This window comes from Streptomyces sp. NPDC002701 (assembly GCF_042889045.1).
In the GTDB taxonomy this organism is placed as follows: domain Bacteria; phylum Actinomycetota; class Actinomycetes; order Streptomycetales; family Streptomycetaceae; genus Streptomyces.
In genome coordinates, this window is sequence record NZ_JBIAQL010000001.1 from 820,715 (window position 1) to 835,014 (window position 14,300).

Here is a 14,300-nt window from a genome sequence, read left to right on the forward strand (position 1 = left end):
TGGGCGTCGGCATCGGGTTCGGGCTCGGTCAGTTCCGTCACGACGGGACATGGTCCGGCGCGCGCCCCGCCGCGGACAAACGCTTTTTCGATCCGAGGGGCCGTTCCGGCGGGGCCCCGCAGGTCACCAGCGCGCGGGCGGCGGCGCCGTCAACCGGTCCGCCAGCCGCGCCAGCCGGTCCGTGAAACGCCGGCGGCCCCGGGGCGCGGGCGGCGAGTTCTCCCCGGTCGCCGCACTGACCAGGTGCTGCACGGTGTCCAGGTCGAGGTCCGGTTCGGACGGTGCCGTGAGCGCCTCGTGGGCCAACGCGTGCAGCTCGCGGTCGCCCGAGTCCAGCGCGAGGACCGTCGCCCCGGCCCGGCGCGCGTCGTGCACCCGCTCCAGGAGCGGCGCGCCGGGCGCGCCCGGCGCCACGACGAGCAGCGTCTCGCCCCGCCGGGCCGCCTCGATCCTGCCGAGCCCCACCGCCAGGTGCGCCGGGTCACCGGGCCGCGCACGGTGCCGTACGAGCGTCGGCGTCAGCTCGGGCATGCCCGACCAGGCGGCCTCGTCCACCAGATGCGCGGCGAGGTGCCACGGCTCGTACTCCGCCGTCCCCACCAGCAGCAGTCCGCCCCCGTGCGGCAGCACGGACGAGCGCAGTGCGCCGGCGAACCGCCGGGTGGCGCCCGGCCACTCGGTCCCGGCGAGCACGTCGCGCAACAAGGCCACCCGTACGGCATCCATGCGCACGCATCCTGCCGCAACCGGGCACTCGTCAGGTGCAGTTCACCGTGAATTCGCCCAACCTGGGCAGAGTGTCCCACTCACCCGACCGGTAAGGAGAGGGTCCATGACCAGCGTTGAGGTGTCCGTGCCGTTCCGGGCCGGGCAGGAGGGCTACGCGAGCTTCCGTATCCCGGCCGTCGTCACCACCGGCGAGGGGACCCTGCTCGCCTTCTGCGAGGGCAGGGTCGGTTCGCGCGACGACTTCGGCAACATCGACATCGTGCTGAAGCGGTCCACGGACGGGGGACTGACCTGGGGACCCCTCCAGGTCGCCGCCGAGAACGGCGCGGCGCTCGCCGGGAACCCCGCCCCCGTCGTCCTCGACACCGGCAGGATCCTGCTCGTCCACCTCCGCAACGCCGCCCTCGCCACCGAGGACGCCATCCGCCGCGGCAAGGTGAGCGCCGCCGACGGGCGCCGCGTCTGGGTCTGCCACAGCGACGACGACGGGGTCACCTGGTCGAAGCCGCGGGAGATCAGCAAGCAGGCGAAGAAGACGGCCTGGCGCTGGTACGCCACCACCCCGGGCCATGCCCTGCGACTGACGGGCGGACGGGTCGTCGTCCCCGCGAACCACTCCCTCGCGCCCACCGGCACGGACAACGGCACCGAGGGCAAATACAACGGCGGGCACTGCCTGCTCAGCGACGACCACGGCACGACCTGGAGCATCGGGTACGTCGACGACCGCACCGACGGCTATGTCAACGTGAACGAGACCACCGCCGCCGAACTCCCCGACGGGCGCGTCTACTTCAACACCCGCACCGACTCCACCGCCCCCGGCACCCGCGCCGACGCCTACTCGTCCGACGGCGGCCGGACCCTGGTCAAGCCCTTCCGGCCGCAGGCCGGCCTGACCGGTCCCGTCGTCGAGGGCAGCGTGCTCCAGCTCCGCGACCCCGACGTCCTCCTGTACTCGGGCCCCGCCGACCCCGGCTTCCGCGCCCTGATGACGGTCCGCGCCAGCACCGACGACGGGGTCACCTGGCGGACGGCGCACACCGTGGACGGACTGCCCGCCGCGTACTCCGATCTCGTGCGCGTCGACGACGACACGGTCGGGCTCCTCTACGAGACGGGCGACTTCAGCGCGTACGAGACGATCACCTTCCGGCGGATCCCGGTGGCGGCCCTCACCTGAGCGGCCCCTGCCCGTGCGGCCCTCACCTGGGCGGCGCGGACGGGAACCGCGCACGTAAGGTCGGCCCATGACCTCTACTGACAGCGCACAGAAGGCCCCCGCCAAGGACCCCTGGGACCTTCCCGACGTCTCCGGGCTCGTCGTCGGCGTGCTCGGCGGCACCGGTCCGCAGGGCAAGGGCCTCGCCTACCGCCTCGCCCGGGCGGGCCAGAAAGTGATCATCGGCTCACGGGCCGCGGAGCGCGCGCGGGCGGCCGCCGACGAACTCGGACACGGGGTCGAGGGCGCCGACAACGCCGAGACCGCCCGCCGCAGCGACATCGTGATCGTCGCCGTGCCGTGGGACGGGCACGGCGCGACCCTGGAGTCGCTGCGCGGGGAACTGGCCGGCAAGCTCGTCGTCGACTGCGTCAACCCGCTCGGCTTCGACAAGAAGGGCGCGTACGCGCTGAAGCCCGAGGAGGGCAGCGCCGCCGAGCAGGCCGCCGCCCTGCTCCCGGACTCCCGCGTCACCGCCGCCTTCCACCACCTGTCGGCCGTACTGCTTCAGGACCCGCAGATCGAGGAGATCGACACCGACGTCATGGTGCTCGGCGAGGAGCGGGCGGACGTCGAGACCGTCCAGGCGCTGGCCGGTCGCATCCCCGGCATGCGCGGGATCTTCGCCGGGCGGCTGCGCAACGCCCACCAGGTCGAGTCGTTGGTCGCGAACCTGATCTCGGTGAACCGCCGGTACAAGGCCCACGCGGGTCTGCGGCTGACCGACCTGTAGGAGTGCGCGCGGGCCCGGGAGCGCGCGGGCCGTGGCGCGCGGGGTCCGGGAGTGCCCGTGCGGGCGCGCCGCGGGGGTGGGGGACACTGGAGGCGAGTGTTCCCCTCCGGGATCCGCGCGTCCTGCCGGGCCCCGGAGTTCCCGACCCCGACAGGAGCCGACCGCATGTCCCGACTCGCCCTCTACGCCCTCGTCGTCTGCGTCCTCGCTGTCGCGGCGGCCGTCGTCTCCTTCGTCCAGGGCAGCTGGCTGGGGATCGTCTGGGTGCTGCTCGCGGGCCTGTCGTCCAACATGACCTGGTACTACCTGCGCCGGGACCGGGCGCGGCGCGTGGCGTCCTCCGTCACCCGCTGACCGAGCAGTACTGGTCGCTCTCCGTCCAGAACCGGTAGAGGTTCTGTCCGCAGTAGGTGCGGATCTCGTCGATGCCCAGGCTCCGCAGCAGCGCGTCGATCGCGTCGAAGAACTGGCCGTTCACCTCGGGGATCCACAGGATCGCGAAGACGAAGAGCAGCCCGAACGGCGCGAACGGCTCCACCTGGCGACGGATCCTGTACGACAGCCAGGGCTCGATCACGCCGTAGCCGTCCAGGCCCGGGACCGGCAGGAAGTTCAGCAGCGCGGCCGTGACCTGCAGCAGCGCCAGGAACGCGAGAGCGAACTGGAAGTCCGCCGGTACGCCGTCCAGCGCGTCCAGCCAGAACGGGGCCGTGCAGACCACCGCGAACAGCACGTTCGTCAGCGGGCCCGCCGCCGAGATCAGGCTGTGCTTCCAGCGGCCCCTGATGCGGTTGCGCTCGATGAACACCGCGCCACCGGGCAGACCGATACCGCCCATGATCACGAAGAGGACGGGCAGCACGATGCTGAGCAGCGCGTGCGTGTACTTCAGCGGGTTCAGGGTCAGATAGCCCTTCGCGCCGATCGAGATGTCACCGCTGTGCAGGGCCGTGCGCGCGTGCGCGTACTCGTGCAGGCAGAGCGAGACGATCCACGCCGCCGTCACGAAGAGGAAGACGGCCACGCCGGGCTGCTCGGCGAAGCCCGTCCAGGTGGCCCAGCCGGTCACCGCTGCGACGGCCACGATCCCGATGAACACCGGACTGATCTGCCGGTCACTGTGCCGGTTGGTGGCGGTGGTCATGGGGTGGGGCTCCCTGGAATGCTCGAACGGTCTGGGCGTGGCGGGTCGACCGTACCGGTGGTGTGGGGGGAACGTCCTACGCAGGGTCGTAGGTTCCTGCGGCCCGCCGCTCACGCCCCGGCCGCCCGCGGTGCACGCCGGACCATGATCCGGGGCGGGCCCGGGGCGCGGACAGGGACAATGGTTCGCGTGCGCTACCGCATCCTCGGCACCACCCAGGCACTCCGTACCGACGGCACCCTCGTACCGGTCGGCGGGGCGCGGCTGCGCGCCCTGCTGACCGTGCTCGCCCTGCGCCCCGACCGGACCGTGCCCGCCGCCGCGCTCATCGACGAGGTGTGGGGCGCCGACCCGCCGGCCGACGCCACGGGCGCGCTGCAGGCCCTGGTGGGCCGGCTGCGCCGGGCCCTCGGCGCGGACGCGGTCGGCTCCGCCGAGGGCGGCTACCGGCTGCGCGCGACGGCCGACGACATCGACCTGCACCGCTTCGAGCGGCTCGCGGGCGAGGGCGCCCGCGCGCTCGCCGACGGCGACCCCGGCAAGGCGGCCGGCATCCTCGACGACGCCCTGTCCCTGTGGCGGGGTCCCGCGCTCGCCGACCTCCCCGACCGGGCGGCCGAGTCGGCCCGCTGGGAGGCCCGCCGCCTCGACGCCCGGCGCGCCCGCCTCACCGCCGCCCTCGCCCTCGGCCACGCCGAGCAGTCCCTGCCCGACCTCACCGCCCTCTGCGACGCCCATCCCCTGGACGAACCCCTGCAACTGCTGCGCCTGCGCGCCCTGCGTGACGCGGGCCGCGCCGCGCAGGCCCTGGCCGCGTACGAGGCCGTACGCCGGCTGCTGGCCGACCGCCTCGGCACCGACCCGGGCCCGGACCTGCAGGCCCTGCACGGAGAACTGCTGAACGGCACCGTCGCCGGGCAGGCCCCGCCCCCCGACGGCCACCGCCCCGCCTCCGCGGCCGCCCCGCGGGAGCGCCCCGTGCCGGTCGGCAACCTCCGGGCCCGGCTCACCTCCTTCGTCGGCCGGGACACCGACCTGGCGGTCATCCGCGGGGACCTCACGGCGGCGCGGCTGGTCACCCTGCTCGGACCGGGCGGCGCCGGGAAGACCCGGCTGTCGCAGGAGGTGGCGGAGAGCGTCGCCGAGACCCTGCCCGACGGGGTGTGGCTCGCGGAACTCGCGCCCGTCGACGACCCGCGAGCCGTCCCCGAGGCCGTCCTCACCGCGGTCGGGGCCCGGGAGACCGTGCTGCGCAGCGCCGGCGCCGAGGAGATGCGCGTCGTCACCGACCGGCACGACGACCCGCTCGTGCGCCTGACCGAGCACTGCGCCAAACGCCGCATGCTGATCGTCCTCGACAACTGCGAACACGTCGTCGACGCCGCGGCCCGGCTCGTCGAGCAACTTCTCGAACGCTGCCCCGGACTGACCGTACTGGCCACCAGCCGCGAACCCCTGGGCGTACCGGGGGAGTTGCTCAGGCCCGTCGAACCGCTGCCCGAGCCGTACGCGCTGAGACTGTTCGCCGACCGGGGCGCCGCCGCCCGGCCCGGGTTCCGGATCGAGGACGACCCGGAGGCCGCCGCCGAGATCTGCCGCCGCCTCGACGGCCTGCCGCTCGCCATCGAACTCGCCGCCGCCCGGCTGCGCATGCTCACCCCGCGTCAGATCGCCGACCGCCTGGACAATCGTTTCCGCCTCCTCACCTCGGGCAGCCGCACGGTCCTGCCGCGCCAGCAGACCCTGCGTGCCGTCGTCGACTGGTCCTGGGACCTGCTGGACGGCGACGAACGCGACGTCCTGCGGCGGCTGTCCGTCTTCGCGGGCGGCTGCGACCTCGCCGCCGCCGAAGCCGTCTGCGGCCCCGCCGCGCTGGAGGCACTCGGCTCGCTCGTCGACAAGTCCCTCGTGGTGGCCACCCCTTCGGGCAGCGAGGGCGAGATGCGCTACCGGCTCCTGGAGACCGTCGCCGAGTACGCCGGGCAGCGGCTCGACGCGAGCGGCGAGCGTTCCGCGGCCGAGCGCGCCCACCTCACGTACTACCGGGAACTCGCCCGCACCACCGACCCGTTGCTGCGCGGCCCCGGCCAGCGCGCGGCCATCGAACTGCTCCAGCTGGAGAGCGAGAACACCCGCGCCGCGCTGCAGCGCGCCGTCGCCGGGGGCGACGAGCAGGAGGCCCTCTGCCTCGTTCTCTCGCTCGCCTGGTACTGGCAGGTCCGCGACGTGCGCATGGTCGCCCGCAACTGGGCGCGCGAGGCGACAGCGCTGGGCCCCGACCCGTTCGCGCCGGACGCCGGGCGCGCCGTTCCGCTGTACGAGTCCTGCATCGCGGCCCCGCCGCCCATGCGCCCGGAGGTCCTCGCCGAGGCGAGGCGCGGTGTCCACCTGCTGCATCTCGCGCACATGGACCTGGAGATCGACAGCTGGCAGTCACCGGAGGCCGAGGCCAGGCTGCGCCGCATCAGCGACACCTACGAGCCCGGCTTCCCGCAGGTCTGCCGCAACCCCGGCTACCTCTGGTTCTACGCCGTGCTGATGACCGGCAAGCTGGAACGGCTGCGGGAGGTCATCGACGCGAGCATCCGGACCTGCCGGGAGCTCGGCTACGACTGGGAACTGGCCGTCGCCCTGCAGATGCGCGCCAACATGCTCGCCAACCGCGCCGACTGGGCCGGTGACGCGACCCGCGACGCCAACGAGTCGCTGGAGCTCTTCGTGGGGCTGGAGGACGGCTGGGGCGCCGCCGAGGCCCTCTCCGCGCGCGGTGAGGCCCATGAGCGCCGCGGCGAGTACGAACTCGCGGCGGCGGACTACGAGACGGCCATCGCCCACGCCGAGCGCCTCGGCGCCCGTGCCCAGACGGCCGTCCTCAGCGCCCGCCTCGGCAGCGTCCTCATCGACGCGGGCCAGACCGAGCGGGGCGAGCGGCTGCTGCGCGACGTGCTGGAACAGGGCGACGGCACCTACAGCGAGGCGCTGCCCGGGGCCCGGCTCTTCCTCGCGATGTGCCTCGGCCGTACCGGACGGATCTCCGAGGCCCGCGCCCAGATCGAGAGGCTGCGCAGCGACTTCGGCGCCGTCCGGGTCATGGTCTTCGACGGGTTCGTGTGGGGCGTGGAGGCATGGCTGGACTCCATGGAGGGCCGGTACGACGAGGCGGTGACGAAGGTGCGCAGTGCCCTGGACCGGGCGAAGGACCCGTTGTCGCAGCTGATCGCCCCGCACCTGTTCTCCGTGCACCTCACCACCGCCGCCCTCGCGCTCACCGGGATCGACGGCGGCCGGCGCGCCCAGGACGCCGCCCGCTGCCTCGGCGCCGCCGACGGGCTGCTGCCGCCCGCGCACTTCCGGGTCGTCCTGGAGCGCGAGATGCGGGCACGGGCGGAGGCGGCGGCGCGCGACATCCTCGACGACCCGGCGTACGAGGCCGCGTACGCGCAGGGCGGCGGCCTCTCCTTCGAGGAGGCCGCCGCCCTGGTCTGACGGGGTCAGCTCTTGGTGCGGTACTTGTGGATCGCGACCGGGGCCATCACCACGGTGATGACGACCGACCACGCGAGGGTGGTCACGATGTCGTGGGCGATGGGCTGCCCGCCGTTCATCAGGCCCCGGGCCGCGTCCGCGAGGGACGACAGCGGGTTGTAGTCGGTGAACGTCTGGAGCCAGCCCGGCATGGTGGACGGCGGCGAGAAGATCGACGAACCGAACTGCAGAGGCATCAGCACGAGGAACCCCATTCCCTGGATGGCCTGGGCGTTCTTCATCACCACGCCCATGGTCAGGAAGATCCACATGATGGAGGAGCCGAAGACCAGGGCCAGACCGATGGCGGCGAGCAGGCCGGGCACGTTCGACACGGACAGGCCGAGCAGGAAGCCGACCGCGAGCAGGATCGCGGTGGCGAGCAGCAGCCGGCCTATCTCCACCATGATCTTGGCGATCAGGACCGAGGCACGGGAGATCGGCAGGGACCGGAAGCGGTCCATCACCCCCGTCTGGAAGTCCTGGTTGAACCCGGTGCCCACGCCCATGGCGATGTTCATGCCCATCATCGCCATGAGGCCCGGCACGACGTAGTTGACGTACTCGTCCTGGTTGCCCTTGCCGGCGATCGCGCCGCCGAAGACGAACACGAAGAGCAGCGTGAACACGATCGGCATCAGGACGACGTCGAACATCGACTCCGGGTCCTGGCGGATCCACAGCACGTTGCGGCGGACCAGGGCGCTGATGTGCCGCAGATGGGCGCGCAGGCCGATGCGGGGGGCGTCGTCGGTGTCGACGGCGGCGGGGGAGTCGAGCACGGCGGCGCTCATACGGTGGCCTCCTCGTAGGAGCGGCCGGCCGGGGTGTCCCGCGGGTCGCCCGGGTCGGTCGGATCGGTGGCCCGGTGGCCGGTGAGGGAGAGGAACACCTCGTCCAGGCTGGGCAGTTCGGTGCTCAGACCGGCGAGGGTGATGCCGCGGGCGGTGAGCGCGCCGACCACCGCGGTGAGCTGCTCGTCGCTGAGGATCGGGACGAGGACCGTACCGGTGGTGATGTCCACCGTCGCGCTGCCCGGGCCCGTGAGGCCGAACTCGTCGAGCGCGGCGGCCGTCGGGCGCAGCTCCAGCGGGTCGGCCGGGCGGATGCGCAGGGTACGGCCGCCGACCTTCGCCTTCAGCTCGTCGATGCCCCCGTTCGCGATGACCCTGCCGCGGTCGATGACCGTCAGCTCGTTCGCGAGCTGTTCGGCCTCCTCCATGTACTGGGTGGTGAGCAGGACGGTGACGCCGTCCCCGACCATCCGCTTGACCTCGGTCCACACCTCGTTCCGCGTCCGCGGGTCCAGGCCGGTCGTCGGCTCGTCCAGGAAGAGGACGGCCGGGCTGCCGATCATGGACGCGGCCAGGTCGAGGCGGCGGCGCATCCCACCGGAGTACGTGTTCGCCGGGCGCCTGGCCGCGTCGGTGAGGGAGAAGCGCTCCAGGAGCTCGTCCGCGCGGGTGCGGGCGTCCTTGCGGGGCAGGTCGAGGAGCCGGCCGATCAGATAGAGGTTCTCGCGCCCGGAGAGCTTCTCGTCCACGGAGGCGTACTGGCCGGTCAGACCTATCACCCGGCGCAGGCGGCGGGGCTGGCGCACCACGTCGAAGCCGGCGACCGTGGCCCGGCCGCTGTCCGGGACGATCAGGGTGGAGAGGATGCGTACGAGGGTCGTCTTGCCCGCGCCGTTCGGACCGAGCACGCCGCGGACGGTACCCTCGCGCACGTCCAGGTCCACGCCGTCCAGTGCCTTGGTCTCGCCGTAGTGCTTGACCAGTCCCCGCACGGTGACGGCGTCGGGACGGCCCGTGCCGTCCTGCCGGGGATCGTTGTCGATTCGCGTCATGTGGACCAAGGTCCCACCCTCCACCGACAAACCACCGACAGCCGGCCGACAGGCATGTCAGGGGCGCGGGGGCGAAGAAATACGGCAGCCCGCCGACGGGGGAAATCGGCGGGCTGCCTCTGTGCCGCAGTGGACCAGTGGAGTGAACCGACGGGCTAGTGGACGGAGTGCTCCTCCTGAGGGAACGTTCCGCCGACGACATCGTCGGCGAACGCCTTCGCCGCGTCCCCCATCACCCGCCGCAGATCCGCGTACTGCTTCACGAACCGCGGCATCTTCCCACCCGTGAGCCCCAGCATGTCGGTCCACACGAGGACCTGCGCGTCCGTCTCGGCGCCCGCCCCGATCCCGACGGTGGGAATGTGCAGCACCCGCGTCACCTCGGCGGCCAGCTCCGCCGGGACGAGCTCCAGCACGACCGCGAAGGCGCCCGCGTCCTGCACGGCCTTGGCGTCGCGCAGAAGCTGCTGCGCGGCCTCCTCGCCCCGCCCCTGCACCCGGTATCCCATGGAGTTCACGGACTGCGGGGTGAGCCCGATGTGCGCCATCACCGGGATACCGGACTCCACGAGCAGCTCGATCTGCCGGTGCGAGCGCTCGCCGCCCTCCAGCTTGACGGCCCCGACCCCGGCCTCCTTCACCAGCCGGGTCGCCGACCGCAGGGCCTGCACCGGCCCCTCCTGGTAGGACCCGAAGGGCAGGTCGCCCACGATGAGGGCGCGCGAGGTGCCCCGGACGACGGCGGCCGACAGCATGGTCATCTCGTCGAGGGTGACGGGCACGGTCGTCTCGTAACCGAGGTGACAGTTGCCCGCCGAGTCGCCGACGAGCATGACCGGGATGCCGGCCTCGTCGAAGACGGACGCGGTCATCGCGTCGTACGCCGTGAGCATCGGCCACTTCTCGCCGCGCTCCTTGGCGACCGTGATGTCGCGGACGGTGATGCGGCGTGTGCCCTTGCCCCCGTACAGCGCCTTGCTGCTGTCGGTGGGGTTCTGGGCAGCCGAGGACTGCGTCATGGCAACGGCTCCTTCAGTCATCTCGAGGCGCCCTGACGGCGTCCCCGGATCACCCCCATGGTGGCACCTCGTGCCGCCGAACGGCTAGAGGGGCCACCGTGGGCCTCGTCTCCCTCTCCGCCCACTTCTCCGCCGTTCCCGAGCTGTTCCCCGGCCGCCCCCAAGCCCGCCCCCGGAGTTCGTACAGGGCTCATACAGACGTCGTAAGGTCTCGGTAAAGGATTCCGATACGAGACGGTCTCGTATCGAATCGCCGTCGCGCCGCCCCTAGCCTCTCCGGCATGACAACTCCTGCCGCCCCCGGCCCGCGCATACCGGAAGCCGTGCACCGGCGACGCTGGGCGATCCTCGGTGTCCTGATGCTGAGCCTGCTGATCGTCGTCCTGGACAACTCGATCCTGAACGTCGCGATCAAGACCATCTCGACGCCCGCCCCGACCGGTCTGGGAGCCACCCAGAGCGAGCTGGAATGGGCCATCAACTCCTACACCCTCGTCTTCGCGGGGCTCCTCTTCTCCGCCGGTCTCCTCGGCGACCGGCTCGGACGCAAGAAGGTCCTGCTCGGCGGCCTCCTCGTCTTCGGCATCGGCTCGGCGCTCGCCGCCACCTCCGGTTCGCCGGCGGAGCTGATCGCGTTCCGCGCGGTGATGGGTCTCGGCGCCGCCTTCGTGATGCCGGCCACCCTCGCCGTGCTGATGAACGTCTTCGAGCGCGACGAGCAGCCGAAGGCGATCGGCATCTGGGCGGGCGGGGTCGGCCTCGCCATCGCCATCGGCCCGATCACCGGCGGGGTCCTGCTCGACCACTTCTGGTGGGGGTCCGTCTTCCTGGTCAACGTGCCGATCGTGGTCGTGGCGCTCGGCCTGATGGTCTGGCTCGTCCCCGACTCCCGCGACCCGAAGCCCGGCCGGATCGACCCGGTGGGCGTGGTGCTGTCCGTCGTCGGCCTCGTCCTGCTGGTGTACGGCATCATCAAGGGCGGCCAGCTCGCCGACTTCACGGACGCCGAGGTCCTCGCGACGATCGGCGCCGGACTCGCCGTGCTCGTCGGCTTCGTCGTGCACGAGAAGCGCAGCGACCACCCGTCCATCGACATCGACTACTTCAGGAACAAGGTCTTCTCCGCGGCGATCTCCGCCATCGCGCTGGTGTTCTTCGCGCTGATGGGCGTGACCTTCTTCGCCGTCTTCTACACCCAGAGCGTGCGCGGCTACTCGCCTCTGGAGACGGGTCTGCTGATGCTTCCGCTGGCCGTCGCGCAGCTCGTCTTCGCGCCGCGTGCCCGGCTGGTCGTGGACCGTTTCGGCAACCGGGCCACCACGACCGGCGGCATGCTCACCATCGCCGCCATGCTGGCCGCGTTCGCCACGCTGGAGGCGGACACCCCGATCTGGATCCTGGAGGTCGTCTTCTTCCTGATGGGCACCGGGATGGCGCACATCATGACGCCGACCAGCGTCGTGATCATGCAGGCCCTGCCCCGTGAGAAGGCGGGCTCCGCCTCCGCGCTGAGCAACACGTTCCGCCAGGTCGGCGGCGCCCTGGGGATCGCCGTACTCGGCTCGGTGCTGTCCGCCGCGTACCGCTCGGGCATCGAGGACGCGCTGCCCCCGGCCGCCCGGCACGAGGCGGGCGAGTCCATCGAGGCGACCCTCGGCTTCGCGGCGAAGCTCGGCCCGGAGGGGGACGCCCTCGTCGGCCCCGCCAACGACGCCTTCCTGCACGCGATGCACGTCACGGCCCTGTGCGGCGCGGGCGTCGCCCTGGTGGGCGCCCTGGTGGTGGGCCTGTTCCTACCGGGCCGCCCCCAACAGCCCACCGACAAGAACACAGAACTGATAGGCGCCGACCACTGACCCCCCCCCAAGGGCGCGGGGAACGGCGCGAGCAACCACAACGCACCCGCAGACAACACACTGACGGAGGCGCCCTGAAGGGGCGCGGGGAACGGCGCGATCAGCCACAACGCATCCGCAGGCAACGCACCGAACCCCCTCCGTCGACCAGGGACAATCGACCGGACGGAGATCGGCGGAACGCCGGAGCGGTAGCGCGACGGCACCCCGGTGCCGGTGGGACAAACGGCGGCGGCACACGAGAGAGCGGAGCGCACACGTGGGCGGGGCGGAGCAGACGGCGGGCGCGGCCGGACGGAGCGGCGGCGGCCCCGTCCGGGGCCGCCCCCGCAGTGAGGCGGTGGAGCGCTCGATCATCGAGGGCGTCATGAAGCTCCTCGAAGAGGGCGTCCCGCTCGCCGAGATCTCCATCGAGCGAGTCGCCCGCATCGCCGGTGTGGGCAAGGCCACCATCTACCGCCGCTGGAGCGGCCGCGAGGAACTCTTCTGCGACGTACTGCGCACCGCCGAGCCGCCCGACCCCGAGCTGCCCGGCACGTCCATGCGTGACGACCTGGTCGTCCTCCTCGAGTCGCTCCGGCGGCGCGGTCTGGCCAACCGCTCGTCCGTGATCATGCACAGCGTGTACGCGCAGATGAAGAGCAGCCCCAAGCTGTGGAAGGTCTACCACGCGGCCGTCATCGAACCGCGCCGCCTGAAGACGCTCGACGTGCTGCGGCGCGGCCAGGCGAACGGCGAGATCCGCGCGGACATCGACATCGACCTGGCCAACGACCTCTTCGTCGGCCCCATGCTCGTCCGCGCCGTCGTCCGCCCGGACGCCGGACTGGAGGAGGGCCTGCCCGAACAAATCGTCGACACCGTCCTGGCGGGCCTGGGCCCGGCCGCGTCCTGAACCGCTCTCCGGACCCGACCCTCCTGCCCCCCGGCCCCCGGCAGTCCCGAGACCCCCGGGGGAATGTGCACGTTTCGTCACAGACCACCCCACCTGGCCCGCGGCCGGAACTCGTCACACCGTCTCGCTCGTCCTCGTGCCCGTACGGCCGTCATGTGGCGGCAGGAACGATCGCGATCATCCCCTAGGGTCTTAGGCGCGGGGACGATGTGAACGGCAGTTGGTGAGGCGACGGTATGGCGCAGGCGTACATGACGGAGACGGGCAGCGGCGGCCAGGGGCCGGACCGCAGAGGAACCCGGCTCCGGCGCCTGCTGACCTCCTTGCGGACCGACCGGAGCCTGTGGCGCCGGGGGATCGTGCTCGCCGTGTTCTCCGCCCTGCTCGCCCTGGTGATGGCCGTGCACGCGCAGATCCCGAACAGGTTCGGCAACCTCGGCAGCCTCCTGGAGACGTTCCTGCCCTGGCTGGGCCTCGCCGTTCCGGTGCTGCTCGCCCTCGCGCTGTTCCGCAGGTCCGCGACCGCGCTGGTCGCCGTGCTGCTGCCCGCGACCGTCTGGGTGAACCTCTTCGGCGGGCTGCTCGTCGACCGGACGGGCGCCGGCGGTGACCTCACCGTCGCCACGCACAACGTCAACGCGGACAACCCCGACCCCGCCGGCACGGCCCGCGACGTGGCGGCCTCCGGCGCGGACGTGGTGGCCCTGGAGGAGCTGACGGCCTCGGCGGTGCCGGTCTACGAGAAGGCCCTCGCGTCCACGTACCGGTACCACTCGGTGCAGGGCACGGTCGGACTGTGGAGCAAGTACCCGCTGAGCGGGGCCGCCCCGGTCGACATCAAGCTCGGCTGGACGCGCGCGATGCGGGCGACGGTCACCGCGCCCGGGGGGAAGCTCGCCGTGTACGTGGCGCACCTGCCCTCCGTCCGGGTGAAGATGGAGGCCGGTTTCACCGCGCGGCAGCGCGACAAGAGCGCCGACGCGCTCGGCGAGGCCATCTCCCACGAGGTGCTCCCGGACGTCGCCCTCCTCGGCGACCTGAACGGCACGATGAACGACCGCGCGCTGAACGCCGTCACCTCGCAGATGCGCTCCACGCAGGGCGCGGCGGGCAGCGGCTTCGGGTTCAGCTGGCCCGCGTCGTTCCCGATGGCGCGGATCGACCAGATCATGGTCAAGGGCGTCGAGCCGGTCACCTCGTGGACCCTCCCGGAGACGGGCAGCGACCATCTTCCGATCGCCGCCCGCGTGAAGCTGTCGGCAACCGCCTCGTAACCCCGGGGAATACTGGACCCGGCATGCTTTGTTCCGGACGTGAACATAACGTCAAGG

At 72.3% G+C, this 14,300-nt stretch carries 12 protein-coding genes; 7 read left to right on the forward strand and 5 right to left on the reverse strand.

Translation table 11 applies throughout. From position 1 onward, the window contains the following. Window positions 1-123 precede the first annotated feature (123 nt). Complete coding sequence (locus ACFYXC_RS03515; protein ID WP_389546348.1) at window positions 124-726, reverse strand: hypothetical protein; 603 nt, start codon at window positions 724-726, stop codon at window positions 124-126. A 106-nt stretch (window positions 727-832) separates the two neighbouring features. Here ACFYXC_RS03515 and ACFYXC_RS03520 point away from each other — a divergent pair, with 106 nt between their 5' ends. The 3 genes from ACFYXC_RS03520 to ACFYXC_RS03530 all read left to right on the forward strand — a co-directional run bounded on the left by ACFYXC_RS03520 (window position 833) and on the right by ACFYXC_RS03530 (window position 3,038). Further along, window positions 833-1,912, forward strand: a complete 1,080-nt coding sequence (locus tag ACFYXC_RS03520; RefSeq protein WP_389546350.1) for an exo-alpha-sialidase — start codon at window positions 833-835, stop codon at window positions 1,910-1,912. A 67-nt stretch (window positions 1,913-1,979) separates the two neighbouring features. Beyond that, window positions 1,980-2,684, forward strand: coding sequence for an NADPH-dependent F420 reductase (gene npdG / locus ACFYXC_RS03525; protein ID WP_388924633.1), 705 nt, complete (start codon window positions 1,980-1,982; stop codon window positions 2,682-2,684). 165 nt (window positions 2,685-2,849) lie between these two features. Further along, complete coding sequence (locus tag ACFYXC_RS03530; RefSeq protein ID WP_388924636.1) at window positions 2,850-3,038, forward strand: hypothetical protein; 189 nt, start codon at window positions 2,850-2,852, stop codon at window positions 3,036-3,038. On the opposite strand, the gene ACFYXC_RS03535 is transcribed toward ACFYXC_RS03530, so the two are convergent. Next, window positions 3,028-3,828, reverse strand: a complete 801-nt coding sequence (locus tag ACFYXC_RS03535; protein WP_388924640.1) for a site-2 protease family protein — start codon at window positions 3,826-3,828, stop codon at window positions 3,028-3,030. The genes ACFYXC_RS03530 and ACFYXC_RS03535 overlap by 11 nt on opposite strands. A 180-nt stretch (window positions 3,829-4,008) precedes the next feature. Between ACFYXC_RS03535 and ACFYXC_RS03540 the strand changes: the two genes are divergently transcribed. Next, complete coding sequence (locus tag ACFYXC_RS03540; RefSeq protein ID WP_389546354.1) at window positions 4,009-7,314, forward strand: BTAD domain-containing putative transcriptional regulator; 3,306 nt, start codon at window positions 4,009-4,011, stop codon at window positions 7,312-7,314. Between the two features lie 5 nt (window positions 7,315-7,319). Here the strand turns inward: ACFYXC_RS03540 and ACFYXC_RS03545 are convergent, their stop codons facing one another. The 3 genes from ACFYXC_RS03545 to panB form a co-directional block, all read right to left on the reverse strand. Continuing rightward, window positions 7,320-8,147 (reverse strand): ABC transporter permease, encoded by an 828-nt coding sequence (locus ACFYXC_RS03545; protein ID WP_388924646.1) that lies wholly within the window; start codon window positions 8,145-8,147, stop codon window positions 7,320-7,322. After that, a complete protein-coding gene (locus ACFYXC_RS03550; protein WP_389546357.1) occupies window positions 8,144-9,199 on the reverse strand; it encodes an ATP-binding cassette domain-containing protein in 1,056 nt (351 codons plus the stop codon). Before ACFYXC_RS03550 ends, ACFYXC_RS03545 begins: the two co-directional genes overlap by 4 nt. A 155-nt stretch (window positions 9,200-9,354) precedes the next feature. Then, window positions 9,355-10,218, reverse strand: a complete 864-nt coding sequence (gene panB, locus ACFYXC_RS03555) for a 3-methyl-2-oxobutanoate hydroxymethyltransferase (RefSeq protein WP_388924652.1) — start codon at window positions 10,216-10,218, stop codon at window positions 9,355-9,357. Between the two features lie 281 nt (window positions 10,219-10,499). On the opposite strand from panB, the gene ACFYXC_RS03560 reads away from it, so the two are divergent. From ACFYXC_RS03560 to ACFYXC_RS03570, 3 genes are all read left to right on the forward strand, one after another. Further along, the gene (locus tag ACFYXC_RS03560; RefSeq protein WP_389546360.1) at window positions 10,500-12,074 is read left to right on the forward strand and encodes an MFS transporter; all 1,575 of its coding nucleotides are present in this window, start codon (window positions 10,500-10,502) and stop codon (window positions 12,072-12,074) included. Between the two features lie 259 nt (window positions 12,075-12,333). Continuing rightward, on the forward strand, window positions 12,334-12,969 hold the full coding sequence (locus tag ACFYXC_RS03565) for a TetR/AcrR family transcriptional regulator (RefSeq protein WP_389546363.1): 636 nt from the start codon (window positions 12,334-12,336) through the stop codon (window positions 12,967-12,969). 236 nt (window positions 12,970-13,205) lie between these two features. After that, complete coding sequence (locus ACFYXC_RS03570; protein ID WP_389546365.1) at window positions 13,206-14,243, forward strand: endonuclease/exonuclease/phosphatase family protein; 1,038 nt, start codon at window positions 13,206-13,208, stop codon at window positions 14,241-14,243. Window positions 14,244-14,300 lie beyond the last annotated feature (57 nt).

What these genes read in the sequence shown, in the direction of transcription:
- ACFYXC_RS03535 (WP_388924640.1), bottom strand. Translation starts at nt 3,828, where the DNA reads ATGACCACCGCCACCAACCGGCACAGTGACCGGCAGATCAGTCCGGTG.
- ACFYXC_RS03515 (WP_389546348.1), bottom strand. Translation starts at nt 726, where the DNA reads ATGGATGCCGTACGGGTGGCCTTGTTGCGCGACGTGCTCGCCGGGACC.
- ACFYXC_RS03550 (WP_389546357.1), bottom strand. Translation starts at nt 9,199, where the DNA reads ATGACGCGAATCGACAACGATCCCCGGCAGGACGGCACGGGCCGTCCC.
- ACFYXC_RS03530 (WP_388924636.1), top strand. Translation starts at nt 2,850, where the DNA reads ATGTCCCGACTCGCCCTCTACGCCCTCGTCGTCTGCGTCCTCGCTGTC.
- ACFYXC_RS03520 (WP_389546350.1), top strand. Translation starts at nt 833, where the DNA reads ATGACCAGCGTTGAGGTGTCCGTGCCGTTCCGGGCCGGGCAGGAGGGC.
- npdG (WP_388924633.1), top strand. Translation starts at nt 1,980, where the DNA reads ATGACCTCTACTGACAGCGCACAGAAGGCCCCCGCCAAGGACCCCTGG.
- panB (WP_388924652.1), bottom strand. Translation starts at nt 10,218, where the DNA reads ATGACGCAGTCCTCGGCTGCCCAGAACCCCACCGACAGCAGCAAGGCG.
- ACFYXC_RS03560 (WP_389546360.1), top strand. Translation starts at nt 10,500, where the DNA reads ATGACAACTCCTGCCGCCCCCGGCCCGCGCATACCGGAAGCCGTGCAC.
- ACFYXC_RS03540 (WP_389546354.1), top strand. Translation starts at nt 4,009, where the DNA reads ATGGTTCGCGTGCGCTACCGCATCCTCGGCACCACCCAGGCACTCCGT.
- ACFYXC_RS03545 (WP_388924646.1), bottom strand. Translation starts at nt 8,147, where the DNA reads ATGAGCGCCGCCGTGCTCGACTCCCCCGCCGCCGTCGACACCGACGAC.
- ACFYXC_RS03570 (WP_389546365.1), top strand. Translation starts at nt 13,206, where the DNA reads ATGGCGCAGGCGTACATGACGGAGACGGGCAGCGGCGGCCAGGGGCCG.